This is a genomic window from Rhodococcus sp. H-CA8f (assembly GCF_002501585.1).
Taxonomy (GTDB): domain Bacteria; phylum Actinomycetota; class Actinomycetes; order Mycobacteriales; family Mycobacteriaceae; genus Rhodococcus_F; species Rhodococcus_F erythropolis.
Window position 1 is genome coordinate 4,503,936 of the sequence record NZ_CP023720.1, and the last position, 14,659, is coordinate 4,518,594.

The 14,659-nt window shown below is 61.3% G+C and carries 18 protein-coding genes; 2 read left to right on the top strand and 16 right to left on the bottom strand.

Annotated features, from left to right (window positions below):
- Positions 1 to 38: 38 nt before the first annotated feature.
- Entirely contained in the window at positions 39 to 1,055 is a 1,017-nt protein-coding gene (locus tag CPI83_RS20875; protein ID WP_060939067.1) for an ABC transporter permease, read from the bottom strand.
- Positions 1,056 to 1,186: 131 nt separating this feature from the next.
- Here CPI83_RS20875 and CPI83_RS20880 point away from each other — a divergent pair, with 131 nt between their 5' ends.
- Positions 1,187 to 1,747, top strand: a complete 561-nt coding sequence (locus tag CPI83_RS20880; protein WP_060939068.1) for a TetR family transcriptional regulator — start codon at positions 1,187 to 1,189, stop codon at positions 1,745 to 1,747.
- Here the strand turns inward: CPI83_RS20880 and CPI83_RS20885 are convergent.
- The 9 genes from CPI83_RS20885 to CPI83_RS20925 all read right to left on the bottom strand — a co-directional run bounded on the left by CPI83_RS20885 (position 1,738) and on the right by CPI83_RS20925 (position 11,329).
- Positions 1,738 to 2,613 (bottom strand): TIGR03619 family F420-dependent LLM class oxidoreductase, encoded by an 876-nt coding sequence (locus CPI83_RS20885; protein WP_019744358.1) that lies wholly within the window; start codon positions 2,611 to 2,613, stop codon positions 1,738 to 1,740. The two genes, CPI83_RS20880 and CPI83_RS20885, sit on opposite strands and share 10 nt — an antisense overlap.
- The gene (locus CPI83_RS20890) at positions 2,610 to 4,268 is read right to left on the bottom strand and encodes an ABC transporter substrate-binding protein (RefSeq protein ID WP_019744359.1); all 1,659 of its coding nucleotides are present in this window, start codon (positions 4,266 to 4,268) and stop codon (positions 2,610 to 2,612) included. Before CPI83_RS20890 ends, CPI83_RS20885 begins: the two co-directional genes overlap by 4 nt.
- A 24-nt stretch (positions 4,269 to 4,292) precedes the next feature.
- Positions 4,293 to 5,354: a DUF1214 domain-containing protein gene (locus CPI83_RS20895; RefSeq protein ID WP_019744360.1), complete on the bottom strand. Its 1,062-nt coding sequence runs from the start codon at positions 5,352 to 5,354 to the stop codon at positions 4,293 to 4,295.
- A gap of 88 nt (positions 5,355 to 5,442) precedes the next feature.
- The gene (locus CPI83_RS20900) at positions 5,443 to 6,588 is read right to left on the bottom strand and encodes a sulfotransferase (RefSeq protein ID WP_097387652.1); all 1,146 of its coding nucleotides are present in this window, start codon (positions 6,586 to 6,588) and stop codon (positions 5,443 to 5,445) included.
- Positions 6,589 to 6,610: 22 nt separating this feature from the next.
- Entirely contained in the window at positions 6,611 to 7,402 is a 792-nt protein-coding gene (locus CPI83_RS20905) for an SDR family oxidoreductase (RefSeq protein WP_019744362.1), read from the bottom strand.
- Positions 7,396 to 7,755: a nuclear transport factor 2 family protein gene (locus tag CPI83_RS20910; protein WP_019744363.1), complete on the bottom strand. Its 360-nt coding sequence runs from the start codon at positions 7,753 to 7,755 to the stop codon at positions 7,396 to 7,398. Before CPI83_RS20910 ends, CPI83_RS20905 begins: the two co-directional genes overlap by 7 nt.
- Before the next feature lie 24 nt (positions 7,756 to 7,779).
- The gene (gene cysN, locus CPI83_RS20915; protein WP_097387653.1) at positions 7,780 to 9,681 is read right to left on the bottom strand and encodes a sulfate adenylyltransferase subunit CysN; all 1,902 of its coding nucleotides are present in this window, start codon (positions 9,679 to 9,681) and stop codon (positions 7,780 to 7,782) included.
- A complete protein-coding gene (gene cysD / locus CPI83_RS20920; protein ID WP_019744365.1) occupies positions 9,681 to 10,586 on the bottom strand; it encodes a sulfate adenylyltransferase subunit CysD in 906 nt (301 codons plus the stop codon). The genes cysN and cysD overlap by 1 nt, the downstream gene beginning before the upstream one ends.
- A complete protein-coding gene (locus tag CPI83_RS20925) occupies positions 10,583 to 11,329 on the bottom strand; it encodes a 3'(2'),5'-bisphosphate nucleotidase CysQ (protein WP_019744366.1) in 747 nt (248 codons plus the stop codon). Before CPI83_RS20925 ends, cysD begins: the two co-directional genes overlap by 4 nt.
- 254 nt (positions 11,330 to 11,583) lie before the next feature.
- Between CPI83_RS20925 and CPI83_RS20930 the strand changes: the two genes are divergently transcribed.
- A complete protein-coding gene (locus tag CPI83_RS20930; protein WP_019744367.1) occupies positions 11,584 to 12,195 on the top strand; it encodes a TetR/AcrR family transcriptional regulator in 612 nt (203 codons plus the stop codon).
- A gap of 12 nt (positions 12,196 to 12,207) precedes the next feature.
- On the opposite strand, the gene CPI83_RS20935 is transcribed toward CPI83_RS20930, so the two are convergent.
- Genes CPI83_RS20935 through CPI83_RS20955 form a run of 6 tightly spaced genes read right to left on the bottom strand, consistent with a single transcriptional unit; the run spans position 12,208 to position 14,622 of the window.
- The gene (locus CPI83_RS20935; RefSeq protein ID WP_003942012.1) at positions 12,208 to 12,489 is read right to left on the bottom strand and encodes a metal-sensitive transcriptional regulator; all 282 of its coding nucleotides are present in this window, start codon (positions 12,487 to 12,489) and stop codon (positions 12,208 to 12,210) included.
- 31 nt (positions 12,490 to 12,520) lie between these two features.
- Positions 12,521 to 12,793: a hypothetical protein gene (locus CPI83_RS20940; RefSeq protein ID WP_019744368.1), complete on the bottom strand. Its 273-nt coding sequence runs from the start codon at positions 12,791 to 12,793 to the stop codon at positions 12,521 to 12,523.
- Positions 12,786 to 13,301, bottom strand: a complete 516-nt coding sequence (locus CPI83_RS20945; protein WP_019744369.1) for a hypothetical protein — start codon at positions 13,299 to 13,301, stop codon at positions 12,786 to 12,788. Before CPI83_RS20945 ends, CPI83_RS20940 begins: the two co-directional genes overlap by 8 nt.
- On the bottom strand, positions 13,294 to 13,731 hold the full coding sequence (locus CPI83_RS20950) for a hypothetical protein (protein WP_019744370.1): 438 nt from the start codon (positions 13,729 to 13,731) through the stop codon (positions 13,294 to 13,296). Before CPI83_RS20950 ends, CPI83_RS20945 begins: the two co-directional genes overlap by 8 nt.
- 15 nt (positions 13,732 to 13,746) lie before the next feature.
- Positions 13,747 to 13,902, bottom strand: a complete 156-nt coding sequence (locus CPI83_RS31015; RefSeq protein ID WP_019744371.1) for a hypothetical protein — start codon at positions 13,900 to 13,902, stop codon at positions 13,747 to 13,749.
- A gap of 57 nt (positions 13,903 to 13,959) precedes the next feature.
- Positions 13,960 to 14,622 carry a hypothetical protein gene (locus CPI83_RS20955; RefSeq protein WP_019744372.1) on the bottom strand — a complete coding sequence of 221 codons (663 nt, stop codon included), beginning with the start codon at positions 14,620 to 14,622 and terminating at the stop codon, positions 13,960 to 13,962.
- Between the last annotated feature and the right edge of the window lie 37 nt (positions 14,623 to 14,659).

Here is a 14,659-nt window from a genome sequence, read left to right on the forward strand (position 1 = left end):
GGTTCGGGTGGGGTCGGCAGTCGCCGGCCCCACCACATTTATTGCGCTGCCGTCTTTTTCGACTGCCGAGAGGCAAGCAGTCCGGTCAGGCCGAGTGCCGCGACCAGCCAGATCCCCAGAACGAGCAGGTGCGGTCCGGCGCCGTTCCCATCGAAGTAGATGACGGAGCGGATGGGCTCCATGGCCGCTGATCCGAGCCAGAACGAATGGATGTGCTGCCAGAATCCGGGCAGGAACGACACCGGGATCGCACCACCCGAACTCGGGAAGTTGATGAAAACGAGCACCGTCAGCACCGCGAAGATCGCGGCTTGGCCGAGCAGTCGATTGAGCAGGATGCTCACCGCACCGACGGTGAACGTGTAGAGCATCGAGATCCCCAGCAATTGCAGGATCTGACCGACCGACGCCCCGAAGGCGTGCATGAAGATGCTGGTGATGCCGAAGGCTATGAGCGGGGTGAGTATCGCCGCACCGGCCAGGATCGAATACTGCTCTCGCAGCCGCATTCTCGGCGCAACCTGACTGAGCACCGTGATGGTCAGGTAGCCACCGAGGGTGCAGACGATCAGGAAGTAGAAGAGCCCGACGGTCGAGGAGTCGCGCGCCGTGACGGGCGCCGAGTCGATCACCGTGACCTGCTGCCCCGTCTGCTCCGCGACGGAATGCGCCAAGCTGCTCACCACGGAAACCGTCGAGGCACCCGCACCGGTGGCGATATGTGCGGTCACGGTGTCACCGATCTCGACGGCGCCGATAGCGTCACGGTTGTCGATGCGCGAGATCGCGTCAGCCGAGTTCTCTGTGGCGACGAGGTCGAATTTGTCGCCAGACGTGGCTTCGATTCCCTCGATCAACGACGCCGTCACAGATGCTGGACCAACCACCACGATCGGTGCCTGGTTCGGCATCGGCGAGTGGAACGCGCTGACGTAACACAGGCAGAACATGATGACGAAGAACAGCGGAAACGCGAGTCCACTGCCCACCATCTTCCAGTTGGTCGGCGGATCGACAACCTCTTCACTGGGAACGCGGACATCGGTATCTGTCATATTTCACACTCTCTTCACTAACCGCATCTAGCTGTCAACACCGTTGACAGACTCAACAGTCAACACTGTTGACACGTTAGAGTCAACGCCGTTGACAACGAGGTCGGCGAGCGAGCACAGAGGTCGATGTCGTGACATCCACGAAGCACACACCAGAGCGGGAACAGCCCTCGACGTCCGAGGCGATTCGCGCCGCAGCGTTCCAACTATTCGGTGAGCACGGGTTCGGTGGCACGTCAGTTCGCGCCATCGCCAAAGTTGCCGGAATCGATCCGGCCCTGGTCATCCGGCATTTCGGATCGAAGGAAGCGTTGTTCCTGGAAACCACGCCGGTTGCGGACTACTTCGAAGGTCAGTTCGACGGCCCACTCGACACCCTCGGTGAGCGGATCGCAGCCTTCGTCCTGGGCAAGGCCGACGCCCGGATGCTGTCGGTGTACACAGCGCTCATGCGAGCGTCGGACAGTCCACGCATCCGGGAGCGACTGCGCGAGATGACAGGCACGTTTGCCACCAATCTCGCCGCTCGCCTCGACGGTGAAGACGCGTACACCCGCGCACTCCTGGTCTCCGCCCAGGTGTCCGGCCTGTTGAGCGTCCTCAGCGACGAGAGCATCCCCCAGTCCGCAGATCGCGACGAGTTGGCAAAACTCTACGGCCGGGCGATGCAGACGCTGATCGATCAGTACTGAGTGATGACCTCCTCGGCAAACCGTCGAATGGAGTCGAGTCGCCCCTGACGATCACCGGCGTCAACTCCGTAGCGATACCAGGGCAACACTCTGATTTCCGTGACTCCGAGAGTCTCGAGTTCGCGATATCCGTCCAGATCACGAACATCCGTCGGCGAGACGTTGACGCCGAAAGGAACATCGGCACGACCGTACTCGACCCGCAATTCCGTGAGGCGATCGATGGCGGAGGCCAATTCGGCATTGGTCGCGTTCACCGACATCCAACCGTCAGCCAGCCTGGCTGCACGACGCAACCCCGGTTCGCTGTGCCCACCGATGTAGATCGGAACCGGAATCTCCGGAGCCGGACTGATCATCAGAGCGTCGAAATCGTAGTGCTTGCCGTGGTATTCGACCCATTCCGGCCCACGTCCCGCACACACCGCCTTGATGATCTCGATGGCTTCGTCGGTACGCGCACCGCGGGTGCGCATCTCGGTACCGGTGAAGGTGAATTCCTCGGGAATCCAGGACAAACCGACGCCGAGGGCGACGCGGTTCCTCGACATCACGGCCATGGTCGCGACCTGCTTGGCTGTCAACAGCGGATCGCGCAGTGGAAGTTTGAACACGTTGGTGTAGAACTGAATTCGCGATGTGACGGCCGCCATCGCCGCCATGGCAATGAACGGATCAGGCATCGGCGTCTCGGGCGCCCACATCCGCTTCCCGTCAGCAGTGTACGGGTACGGCGCCGACACCTGCTCGGGATAGAACACGGAATCCGGCATCGCGATTCCGTCGAACCCCACCTCTTCGGCGACCTGCGCCAACTCGCACAGTTCCAGGGCGTCGATCATCGCACCCGCCAAGGACCACTTCATCGTTCCACCGTTTCGCCGTTGGGCGAGATCCAAGCGCCGCCCAAGAACATGATGTCGGTGATGTTGCGTACGACGCCGTGAACATTGCCGTCCCATGCGGTCAACACCGACGCCGGCCCCCAGATCACGTAAGGCACAGTCGCGTTGGCGTACTCCTGCACCTTGCTGATCGCCTCACGGACAGCATCGTCCGTCGATGCCGTCTGCACAGCTGTGATCATCGCGTCCATCTCCGGGTCCGCGAAGCCGGACGGGTTGTTCTTCGAATCACTGGCCATACTGTTGTACAAGTTGAGGTACGGCGCTTCTTCTCCGACCGGAGCGCCACCTCTGGTCATGTCGAAATCGTGGTCCTTGTATACCCGTCGAACCAGATCGGTCACATCGGTCGCGTAGTCGATGGTGACGTCGAAACCGATCGCGTTCAGCGACGCCTGAACCGTCAGTGCCGTCGCCTGTTGGCTGGGCTCCGGGGTGGTGAGGTAGCGGAGTTTCCCGTCGTACCCGTCGGACTTTGCTTGATCCAGCAGCGCCTTTGCCTTCACCTGATCGAACGGAATACCTGCTGTGTTGTTGAACCAACGTGACGTCTGCGGGACCAGATCGGAACTGGCGGTGCCCAATCCGTTGTTCGCACGAGTATTGACCGCCGCCGGATCCACCCCGTAGGCGATCGCCTGACGGACGCGTACATCGGCCCCGGGCTTGCCCTCGCGATTGTTGATCGTGCCGATCCCGTTCTGTCCGGTCGGACTGAGGTAACCCGAGTATCCGTCGTCGAGAGCTTGTTCGATCACGGCCTCGTCGCGGAGGATGTACGTCATGTCGATCTGGCCGCTCTTCAACGATTCGTACTGAGACTGCGCACCCGACGTGGGAACAAACCGCACTGTGTCCAGTGGAGGTTTACCGCCCTGATAATCCGTGCGTGCGGCGAGTACCAGTTCTTCGTGCGGGGCGAACTTGGCCAAGGTGAACGGACCCGCCCCGATCGGTGTGAACGCTCCCTCCCCGGTTCCTGAAACCGACCCTGCCCCTCCCCCTGAACTTCGCGCAACGATCATTCCGGGCCCGAGCGACAACAGCGCCGGGAATTGACGCCAGGGCCGCTCGAGCACGAATTCGACTGTGGTGGCGTCGAGCGTCTCGATCCGATCCACGATGTTGAGCCAGGTCTGCGATACATCACCCTTGCCTGCCACGAATCGATCGATACTCCACTTCACCGCTTCCGCGTCGAGCGGACTTCCGTCACTGAAGGTGAGGCCATCAGCCAAAGTGACGGTGTACGAAGTGAAGTCGCTGTTGTTCGACAGTGTCTTCGCGAGTTGTGGCACGAAGCTCCCGTTTGTGGAGTCGCTGCGTACCAGCGTGTCGTAAATCGCGGCCATTTCGGTTCCGCCGGTCGAACCGGCGGCTTGCGTTCTCATGGGGTCCAACGAGGAAGGGAACGAATAGGACCCGAAGGTGAGAACACCGCCGTCGATCCGCTCCCCCACATCTGGGGCGCCCACAAAACCAGCTGCGCCACTACTGCTCGGTGAAACCGATCCCGAGGTGCCCCCACTACTGGAGGCACACCCGGCCAACATCAATGCACCGGCGAGCCCGAGCGCGACAAAGCGAGGGCCGAACCTAATCTTCCTGGTGTACATACGTTCCCAATCTCCGTCGGCGTGTCAGATCTTGACTACCTTGGACGTCGGGATCGGGTGCGAGTCCGCCTTGATCCAGCGCAGCGCCCATGTGCCCTCGGCATGCGAATCGGTGTCGATCCAGTTGCCGTAACCCGGATCCTTCGCCGCTACGACGATTGTCATGGTGCCGTCGTCGTTGAGCTTCGCGGTGTGATTGTTGATGTAGATGTTCGTGCGGTTGTAGTCGAGAGACTCGACCCAGAAGTTCTGCAGCACGAAGTTGAAGTACTCGCAGTTCGGAACCTCGGTCTCGATGACCCACGCCTCGTCCTCGGCGAGCTTCCAGTAACCGTGGAAGTAGAAAATCGTCGGATCGCCGCCGGCGTCCTGGAAGTAGTCCTGTCCCCAGTCGAAGATCTCGTTGGTGTGCGGCTGGAATTTGCGCGACCACTCCAGGAAGGTCTCCGCCATCCCCTTCACGATCCCGACGGACTTGGTGAGACGCTCGCCGATCTCTTCCGGACTCAGCGGGACGAACTCGCCGTCCGGGTTCAGGCATTCGATGGTCAGATCACCGATGACCTCGTTGCGCCGATCCTGGTGAGTTTGCCGAACGGAGATGAGGTTGCTGTCGGGCGCCAAAGGCAGCCAAGCGCCCTCAGCGGGCTTGTCGACGCTCGCGATGAACTCGAAACGGCCGTTCTCGTCGACCTCGAGGTCGTGGATATGCAGATCTCCGGTCTGCAGCATGGTGCCGTCGATGTGGTACCGATTGACGCGCGAGCCGAAGGTGATCAGCGGGACGGTGCCTCGGGTGCCGATGATCCGGTAGTTGTACTTACCGGAAATGTTGGCGCGCATGTAGACGTTGTCCGGGTTGTCGGCACCGATCTTCGTCATCATGTTCGGGTTCGGAGCCGACGAGAACTGCGGCCACCGCGGATCGGTGTACTCGACACAGTTGATCGTGCCGTACCGAAGCAACCGACTCAGGTAGCGGACGCCCTCGGCTTGAGTCAGCGGATCCTGAGGGACGATCTCGTCTTCCAGGACCTTTCCGACCTCGAGCAGATCTGCGCAGAACTTTTCCCAAACAGCATTCATGTGAATCTCCTTGTTTCAGTTGGGGCTTCGCCCTGTGCGCCTTTTTGGTAGTCGGCACTACCAAAAAGGCGCACAGGGCCGGAGGGCTTCAGGGTGTGGTGGCGAACTTCGCTTCGACGTCGGCAGCGCTCACGCCGAAATCCGCGAGCGAATAGCGATGCGACGGACGACGGTGCTCGGCAAGGCTCGCCTGATGCGACGCCTCCACCGCTGCGCGAGCCTCGTCAGTGAATGGCAGGTCGAACTGCGCGTAGATCTTCTCGACGGTGCCGACCGCATCGGCGATGAAGTCCTTGTAGTCGACGTCGATGAACTGATCGGGGTTGTAACGGCTACGGGCATTGTTGAAGTTCGCATTCCCTCGCGCCCACAACTCCAGTTGCGTGCGCCCGATGGCCGGACGATCGAAGGCCCTCGACATGTCGTGTCCGCCCTGCTCGACGAGGCTGAAGGTGGACGCCATCGATGTCAACGGGTCCCGGAAGGTCCGAACGAACAGTGCATCCGGATAGACCGACATGATCTCGTCGATCGCGAAGACATGGCTCGGGCTTTTGAGCACCCACCGTCTGTCCTGGTCGTGCAGCCCGATCAACTGCAGGTTCTTCTTGTGCCGCGCATATGTTTCGGTCCAATCCTGCTCCGCCAGCCACTGCGTGTAACTCGGCACGTACGCAACAGTTTCGAACGCGGTGGAGAGCAGCGTCTGCTGCAGCAGACGCCAACATTCCTCGACCTCCTCCGCCCCCATGAAATGCACCTTCATCAGGTCCGCTTCGTTGCGCTGGCGAGCACGGTAGAAGGCATCGGAGCGAACGTAATCTTCGTTCTCCGACCACTTGTCGCGCTCGGGGCGCGGCTGCGGCGTCTCGGCGAGCCACATCTCGGCGCCCTGATGCGCCGGGTCGGCACCGAGCAAGCGGTGCAGCGCGGTGCTGCCGGTGCGGGTCAACCCGACCACGAAGATCGGGCGTTCGATCGGAACATCGACGTGCTCGGGGTATTTCGCGAATCCGGCCTCACTGGTCAGGCGACCCGCGAGCGCTCCGACGATCATCTTGCGAGCGATCACCTTGCCGTGAGGAGTGAGGTCGGCCTCGTTCTGGAACGACTCGAGGAGAACTCGAAGTCCTTCGAGATAGCTGTCGCTGCCGAAGTTTTCGTACCCGGCCGCCTCGCGCGCAGCGTGGTGCAGGTCATCGATGGAACCGATGCCGTCGTAATCCTGTGTCATGGCTAATCCTTGTATGAGTTGATCAGTGGTGCGTGTGACCGCAGTTGACGTCGAGACATTGCCCGGCGATGGCTCTGGCCGAATCGGACAAGAGGAAGACGACGGCATTGGCGATGTCGTCAGGTTCGGGTAGCCGGCGCAGATCGGCGCCCGCTGCAACCTCGTCGTAAATGACCTTGGGGTCGACCCCAGCTGCCGCCGCCTTTTTCTCGAACATGTTCTTGACCGAGTCCGCCCAGATATAGCCGGGAGCAACCGAATTGACTCGAACGCCCTTGGGACCGAGATCGATCGACAAACTGCGTGCCATTGCCAGGAGCCCGGATTTCATGATGCGGTAGGCCCCGAACCCGGGAAGCTGATTACGCAGCACCATGGACGTCACCATCACGACGGAGCCCTCCGCCTCGGTCAATGCCGGCACAAACGCGCGTGTCACGTTCAACGCCGCAAGCAGGTTGATGTCGATACCCGACTGGATGGACGCCATGTCGGCGTCCAGGAGCGGGACCTGCGCGGGTTGAACAAATGCGTTGTTCACCAAGCAATGCACCGCACCGAACTCAGCGACAGTTGTCTCCGCCAACGAAGCGATCGAATCGACGTCGGTGAGGTTCGTCGGGACGGCCAACGCGATTCCGCCGCGGTCTCGAATCTCCCTTGCCACCGATTCCAAGCGCTCGGGTGTGCGGGCAGCCAGAACAACCTTCGCTCCGGCCGCCGCACTCTGCATCGCAATCGAACGACCCAGCGCCGGGCCCACTCCCGAGACGACGACAACCTTGCCTGCCAGCAGGCCCTGATGGGTCAGCACAGCGCCTGCGGATCGAGAACAACACTCAGGGAGATGATCTTGCCGTTCTCGTCGAACTCGAACACGTCGGTGGCAGCGAAGTCAGGGATACCGGCGCGCTGCACCCGAAGCTGCATCGCTGCGTACTTTCCCGTCACCGAAATCGGACCGAGCAGGCTGACTGTGAAATCGACCTGCGCGTTCGCGGTATCGAATTCGCGAATCTCCTCGATTCCGCGGTAGGTCCGGCCCCCCAGCGGTTCGTGTTGAACTGCGTCGGGCGCAAACAGCGCAACCAGTCCGTCGACGTCGTGACTTCCGAGACACTTGACGTAATCCTCTACGGCAGAAACTATTTCAGCCCTGTCAGGCATAGATGCTCCTCGTGTTCAGGCGGATCAAGAAATGGTTCCGCGGGCGCGGAGATGGTCGACGATCGCGATCGCAGCGTCCTCGGTCGTCGTGACACTGGTGTCGATGTGAATGTCAGGGTTCTGCGGCGGTTCGTACGGCGAATCGATTCCGGTGAAGTTCACCAACTCGCCCCGTCGAGCCTTCTTGTACAGACCCTTGGGATCTCGCTCCTCTGCGACGGCAAGAGCGGTGTCGACGAAGATTTCGACGAACTGTTCGTCGCCGATCAATTCACGGGCGGCATGACGCTCCGCCTCGAACGGTGAAATGAAGGACGCGAGCACGATCAGACCGGCGTCCGCCATCAGTCGGGTGACCTCGGTGACGCGACGGATGTTCTCGACGCGGTCGGCTTCGGTGAATCCGAGGTCTCGATTCAGCCCGTGACGGACGTTGTCTCCGTCGAGGAGGTAGGTGTGCGCGCCGAGTGCGTGCAGTTGACGCTCGACATCGTTCGCGATGGTCGACTTTCCCGAACCGGAGAGACCGGTGAACCACAGAACTGCGGGTTGGTGTCCCTTGAGCCTGGTGTGCGCGGCCTCGTCGACGTCGACGGATTGCCAGTGAATGTTGTCCGATCGACGCAGCGAGTGCGTGATCATGCCCGCACCGACAGTGCCGTTGGTAAGGCGGTCGATGAGGATGAAGCTACCGGTGTCACGGTTGCCGACGTACGGGTCGAACGGGACCGGTCGATCGAAACTGAGGTTGCACACACCGATTTCGTTGAGCGCGAGAGTAGTCGTTGCGGTCTTCTCGAGAGTGTTGACGTTGATCTTGTGTTTCGGTTTGGTGATGCGCGCAGTGACTGTGACGGTACCGATCTGGCACAGGAACGGCCGTTCGGGCAGCATGGGAGCCTCACCCATCCAGACGATGCAGGCCTCGAACTGATCGGCTACGGCCGGCGGATTGTCGCCGATGGACAGCACATCACCGCGACTGATGTCGATCTGGTCGGCGAGCGTGATGGTGACCGAGCGGCCCGCACCGGCAACGTCGAGGTCGCCACCCATGGTCACGATGCGCTCGACTGTGGACGTCTTTCCACTGGGGAGCACGCGGATGGGATCTCCGGGAGATACGGTGCCTGAAACGATCTGGCCGGAGAATCCGCGGAAGTCGAGGTCCGGCCGGTTGACCCACTGCACCGGCATCCGGAACGGAGCCGCGGCGGCAGCATCGTCGATGTCCACGCTTTCGAGATGCTCGATCAGGCTTGGTCCGGAGTACCACGGGGTATTCGCACTGCGCTCGGTGAGATTGTCACCCATGTATGCCGACATCGGGATGGCGACGAACCCGTCCAGACCGATCTCGTGAGCGAACCCTGCGTAATCCGCGGTAATGGCATCGAAGACCTCTTGCGAGTAGTCGACGAGGTCGAGCTTGTTCACGGCAAGCACCACGTGCTTGATCCCCAGCAACGAGACCAGATACGAGTGCCGGCGGGTCTGAGTCAGTATCCCCTTGCGGGAATCGACAAGGATCACCGCAAGATCGGCGGTCGACGCGCCCGTCACCATGTTTCGGGTGTACTGCTCGTGCCCCGGAGTATCGGCGACGACGAACTTGCGTCGCTCGGTCGTGAAGTAGCGGTAGGCGACGTCGATCGTGATGCCCTGCTCACGTTCGGCGGCGAGACCGTCGACCAGGAGCGCGAAATCGAGCCCCTCCCCCTGGGTTCCGCTCTTGCGCGAATCGGCTTCGAGCGCCGTCAACTGGTCGTCGAAGACGAGTTTCGATTCGTAGAGCAGACGGCCGATCAAGGTGCTCTTGCCGTCGTCGACGCTGCCGCACGTGATGAATCGCAGCATGCTCTTGTTCGCATGACGTTCGAGGTACGCCTCGATGTCGTCAGCGATCAGATCCGAGGAAACAGTCATCAGAAGTACCCCTCTTGCTTCTTCTTTTCCATCGACGCACTGGAGTCGTGGTCGATGACCCGTCCCTGGCGTTCGGAAGTGGTGGTGAGCAACATTTCCGAGATGATCTCGGTCAGGCTCGTGGCGGTCGATTCGACGGCTCCGGTCAGCGGGTAGCAGCCGAGGGTGCGGAAACGAACGCTCTTGAGCTCCGGAGTCTCTCCCGGCAGCAACGGCATCCGGTCGTCGTCGACCATGATCAGCGCACCGTCCCGCTCGACGACGGGCCGCTTGTCGGCAAAATACAGCGGAACGATCGGAATCTCTTCCTGGCGTATGTATTCCCACACATCCAGCTCGGTCCAGTTCGAGAGAGGGAAGACGCGCAGGCTCTCGCCCGGCGCTTTGCGGACGTTGTACATCCGCCACAGTTCCGGTCGCTGCTGCTTGGGATCCCAACGGTGCGCAGCTGATCGGATCGAGAAGATGCGTTCCTTGGCGCGGGATTTTTCTTCGTCACGGCGGGCGCCGCCGAATGCAGCGTCGAACTTGTAGTGATCGAGGGCTTGTTTGAGGCCTTCGGTCTTCCACATGTCGGTATGGACAGCGCTGCCGTGAGTGAACGGGTTGATCCCCTGCTTCACGCAGTCCGGGTTGGTGTGGACGATCAGATCGAGATCGCCTGCAGCAGCGGTACTGTCACGAAGTTTGTACATTTCACGAAACTTCCACGTGGTATCGACGTGCAGAAGCGGAAACGGCAGCTTCGACGGATAGAAGGCCTTGCGCGCCAGATGCAGCATCACGGCGGAGTCCTTGCCCACCGAGTACAGCATCACCGGGTTCTCGCTCTGGGCAACAGCTTCACGCATGATGTGAATGCTCTCGGCTTCGAGTCGTTCGAGGTGCGTCAGTGTCGCGGTCATCGGCCCAGTTCCTCCAGTGCTTTCGGGGCGAGTTCGGGTCGGCAGATCAGCAGATCCGGCAACCACGGGTTTTCCTGGTTGTAGCGCAGTTCGCTGCCATCGATACGCGAAACATGCAGTCCCGCAGCACGTGCGACAGCAACCGGCGCCGCCGAATCCCACTCGTACTGTCCGCCCGCATGTGCATAGATGTCTGCCTCACCCGAGACGACCGCCATTGCTTTGGCTCCGGCGGATCCCATTTCGATCAACTTCGCGCCCATCGAGTCGGCCATGCGCATGACCGGTTCCGGACGCCGCGTCCGCGACACGACGACCCGCACCGGTGTCGAAGCGCCGCGCTCGGTTCGATCATCGCTGCTGGAATAGGTGACGCCGAGGGCAGGCATCGCGACCGCACCTGTTGTGAGGACACCGTTTTCGCTCAGTGCAACATGCACTGCCCAGTCCGATCGTCCGGCCTCGCCGTACTCACGGGTGCCGTCGAGAGGGTCGACGATCCACACCCGATCCGCAGCCAGCCTCGCGAGGTCGTCAGCCCCTTCCTCCGACAGCACTGCATCCGCAGGAAAGCGTCGGGCAAGTTCGGCGACGATGAATTCGTGACTGAGCCGATCGGCCGCGTTCTTGAAAGTCGCGACATCACCGTCGTTTTCGCCGAGGGATTTCCGATGGTCGAGCAGAAGTTCTCCCGCCGCAGCGGCGATGTCGATCGCCGCGCGTTCATCGTTAGTGCGTGTCATAGGTACTCCACAACTGTGTAGACCTCCCGATCGATACGGGAAGAAAGGTCAGGCCGACCGCAGAGTGTCCAGCGCTTTGCACTGGCCTCGATGTGGTCTGCGCCATACCGTAACACCAGAATGAACGATGTTCATTCTATTTCGAACAATGTTCATTCTATGATCTGAGTCACATTGGATTCTGGGTGGCGTTCAATAACGAACAGTGTTCGATGTGAATTGAGGATGCCGACCACCGCGACTACGGTGATCAAATGAGCAGTGCCAGCAGCAAGTCGATCTACGGTGACGCCGAAGTGCGTCGGCGCCGAACACTCGACGCGGCGATCTCGCTTCTGGACGAAGGAGGCTACTCCGCACTCACCATCCGCGCGGTCGCTAAACGAGCCGGCACCAGCACCGGACTGATCTACCAGTACTTCGTCGACAAGCAGGACATCTTCGCCGCCCTCCTCAGCGAAAGTCAGCTGGAAATGGCGGACTTCGTGAACTCGCTCCCCCGCAAGCAGGGACTGAGCGCCTTACTCGAGTCCATGATTTCCGAATTTGCTCGGCACTGGGAACGGGTGGGTCGACTCACCACCACCTGGCGCGACATCGAAGGCATGGCCGGGTCCGACCGAGAAAGCATGCGGGAACTTCACGCATCCGTAGCGGTCTACAACTCGGCATTGATTCGAGCGCTCACCGAATCTGCTGCAGCCGAAGGGAGCCGGTTGATCGACGACCCCGCGTTGATCCATCTCGTGCTCTCCGGACTCAAAGGCCTGTCGGACACCATCGTCATCAACATCGCCAAAGAAGTCACACCCGAGTACTTCGTGAGCTTCTCCGCCCGGGCGCTCGCGCGGTCCATCACGGAGTGACGGACCGGCACCTTACGAACGAACGAGGCGAGCGATGGCCGCCTGAGCTTCCTTGATCTTGACGTCTGCTTCCGGACCACCCTGCTTGGCAGCTTCGACGACGCAACCCGCAAGGTGCGCGTCGAGAAGCTTCAGGGATACGGACTGCAACGCGCTCGTCGCGGCGGACACCTGGGTGAGCACGTCGATGCAGTACCGGTCGTCTGCGACCATGCGTGAAATTCCGGCTACCTGACCTTCGATACGACGAAGGCGTTTGAGCAGATCGTCCTGCTCGGGGCTGTAACTACTCATACCGCAACTATACCCCCTACCCGTATGAGGGCTACCGCGATGCGACGAAGCCCACCCGGACGCGGCGCACGACATCGATGGCCATCAGCCCCGCAACCAGAATCGACAACCCGGCGCCCGAGATCCAGAGACCGTCGTAGTGCGTGCTCTCGAACGGCGGAGCGCCCTCCAATATCGGTCCGAAGTCGGACGTCGTCGTACCCGCTCGCCAGCACACGACCGCCAGAATCGTGGCGGCGACGATACCGAGTACACCGATCCACGTCTTCACGTCGACGAGCGGAGTTGGCTGCGCCTCAATCATCGGCAGACCCGTCCGGTTCCACACCGACCGTGACAACCTGGCTCAACGCCTCGCGAAGTGCCCGATCGTCTTTCGCCCACGCTCGCACCAATCCCCCGGTGGTCAGACGCAAGCCGATACCGTGCCGACGCCGGGGCACTCCGGACAGCTCACCCAGCGCGCGTGCCGTTTCCCACGGCTCCATTTCGTCTTCATAGGCGGCGTCGTCGGACTCCGGGAACACCTCGGCGATCTCGGTGATCGGCACCTCTTCGGTTCCCTGACGCAACGTGGTCGCGGTCAGAAGCACGCTCGCATGCCGGCGCGCGGCAATCACCTGCACGTACACCAAGCCGGTGAGGATCACGGCGAACATCGCCAGACCGAACCAATGCACCACCGGGCCGGTGAACAGCTCGATGACCAAGGCGATCAGGCAGAAGATCGGACCGAACGCAATGGCCCACCACCGAGATCCCGGTTCGTAGTACAGAACGTCCGGGCCGATTTCAGGAGCACGGTCAGCCACGGGCGAACCAACTTCGGGTGGTGTCGCGGTAGATCGCGACGCAGGCACAGATCAGCATGACGGGAACAACCAGCGCGAGCACGGTACTGATCCCAGCGACGACCAGCGCGATCTGCAGCACAGCGAACACCCCGGACACGATCACCAGGATCCGTCGGCAGAGAGGTTTTCCGGCGCGAGTGGGACCGGCGAGGCCGCCGATCGCAAGGCCGGTCAACAGCAGAACCAGCCCGGACACCCGCACGAAGGTGACGTAGATGTCGATGTTTCCGGCCGATACGCCTTGATCGGTGAATTGTTCACGCAGCGAATACGAGGCGCTGGTGACATTGATCAGGCCGAAGAGTATGAGTAGGAACGCGCTGGCGATCCACAGCCAGAATGCTGCCTCGACGGCCGTCGGGCGCCGGACCTTCGTAGAGATACTCACGGGTTCAAGTGTGCGCTATCCGCTGACGATGCCCGGAATCATGAGCACCAGGAGTGTCACCAGAACAGAGGCTCCAAGGATCGCGAACAAGATCACTTCGGTCCGTGAACCACGTTGGCGCAGTGGAGCGTCGTGGGTGCTTTCCGTGCGCAGGGCTTCCTGAGAACTCATTGTCTACGACCTCTCCCCTACTACTGCAGTGACCCGTTTCACAGTACCCCGAGCTACCTATCGGTTCCCCGCCGGGGGGAAACGAAGAAAGTACGGATTGGACTCTTTTCGGTGCATCATCACGATCGCCCCGACAGCAGCAACTGCCTGCAGGATTTCCGCTCCGCCGAACAGCAGAGTCGCCGCGCCGCCGTCGCCGCCGAGCCCGAAGATCACGGGGATCGCAGAGACCAACATGAAGACTCCACAGAACGTCAGCAACATTCGAGCCCAGTTCTTGCCACGACTCATCGAACGCACGAACAAAAGGAACACCGCGGTGACGATCACCACCAGGACAGCGGAGAACACGATGACCAGTGGGAACATGCCCTCCACGTCGGAGCGTGTCAGACCGGCATCGACAGCCGCCTGGTTCCTGAGCATCTCGTCAACGAACATCGACTTCTGCCCGAGCAGCATCCAGATCATCGCGCCGCCCTGGACCAATCCCAGCGCCGTCACAGCCCACCACAACTGAATCGCAGTCACGACGTCCGTCGGCGGCTCGGGTTTCGGCTGGGGGCCCGGGTATCCGTTGTAACCGGGGCCGTATCCCGGGATCTGACCCGTCGGCATCGGTCCGAGTTCGCGGTACGGCTGATTCTCGAACGGCTGGTTCTCGTAGGGAGGTTCCCGGCGGGGCGGTTCCTGGCGCGACGGCGGCCACTGCTCGGTCATGACACCAGCGTATCGGTCGATACCGGTGCAGCCACCA

Bases quoted from the DNA above. Each gene is read 5' to 3' on its own strand.
- CPI83_RS20885 (WP_019744358.1), bottom strand. From the start codon at position 2,613: ATGAAGTGGTCCTTGGCGGGTGCGATGATCGACGCCCTGGAACTGTGC.
- CPI83_RS20940 (WP_019744368.1), bottom strand. From the start codon at position 12,793: ATGATTGAGGCGCAGCCAACTCCGCTCGTCGACGTGAAGACGTGGATC.
- CPI83_RS31015 (WP_019744371.1), bottom strand. From the start codon at position 13,902: ATGAGTTCTCAGGAAGCCCTGCGCACGGAAAGCACCCACGACGCTCCA.
- CPI83_RS20895 (WP_019744360.1), bottom strand. From the start codon at position 5,354: ATGAATGCTGTTTGGGAAAAGTTCTGCGCAGATCTGCTCGAGGTCGGA.
- CPI83_RS20925 (WP_019744366.1), bottom strand. From the start codon at position 11,329: ATGACACGCACTAACGATGAACGCGCGGCGATCGACATCGCCGCTGCG.
- CPI83_RS20910 (WP_019744363.1), bottom strand. From the start codon at position 7,755: ATGCCTGACAGGGCTGAAATAGTTTCTGCCGTAGAGGATTACGTCAAG.
- CPI83_RS20930 (WP_019744367.1), top strand. From the start codon at position 11,584: ATGAGCAGTGCCAGCAGCAAGTCGATCTACGGTGACGCCGAAGTGCGT.
- CPI83_RS20955 (WP_019744372.1), bottom strand. From the start codon at position 14,622: ATGACCGAGCAGTGGCCGCCGTCGCGCCAGGAACCGCCCCGCCGGGAA.
- CPI83_RS20875 (WP_060939067.1), bottom strand. From the start codon at position 1,055: ATGACAGATACCGATGTCCGCGTTCCCAGTGAAGAGGTTGTCGATCCG.
- cysN (WP_097387653.1), bottom strand. From the start codon at position 9,681: ATGACTGTTTCCTCGGATCTGATCGCTGACGACATCGAGGCGTACCTC.
- CPI83_RS20890 (WP_019744359.1), bottom strand. From the start codon at position 4,268: ATGTACACCAGGAAGATTAGGTTCGGCCCTCGCTTTGTCGCGCTCGGG.
- CPI83_RS20935 (WP_003942012.1), bottom strand. From the start codon at position 12,489: ATGAGTAGTTACAGCCCCGAGCAGGACGATCTGCTCAAACGCCTTCGT.
- cysD (WP_019744365.1), bottom strand. From the start codon at position 10,586: ATGACCGCGACACTGACGCACCTCGAACGACTCGAAGCCGAGAGCATT.
- CPI83_RS20900 (WP_097387652.1), bottom strand. From the start codon at position 6,588: ATGACACAGGATTACGACGGCATCGGTTCCATCGATGACCTGCACCAC.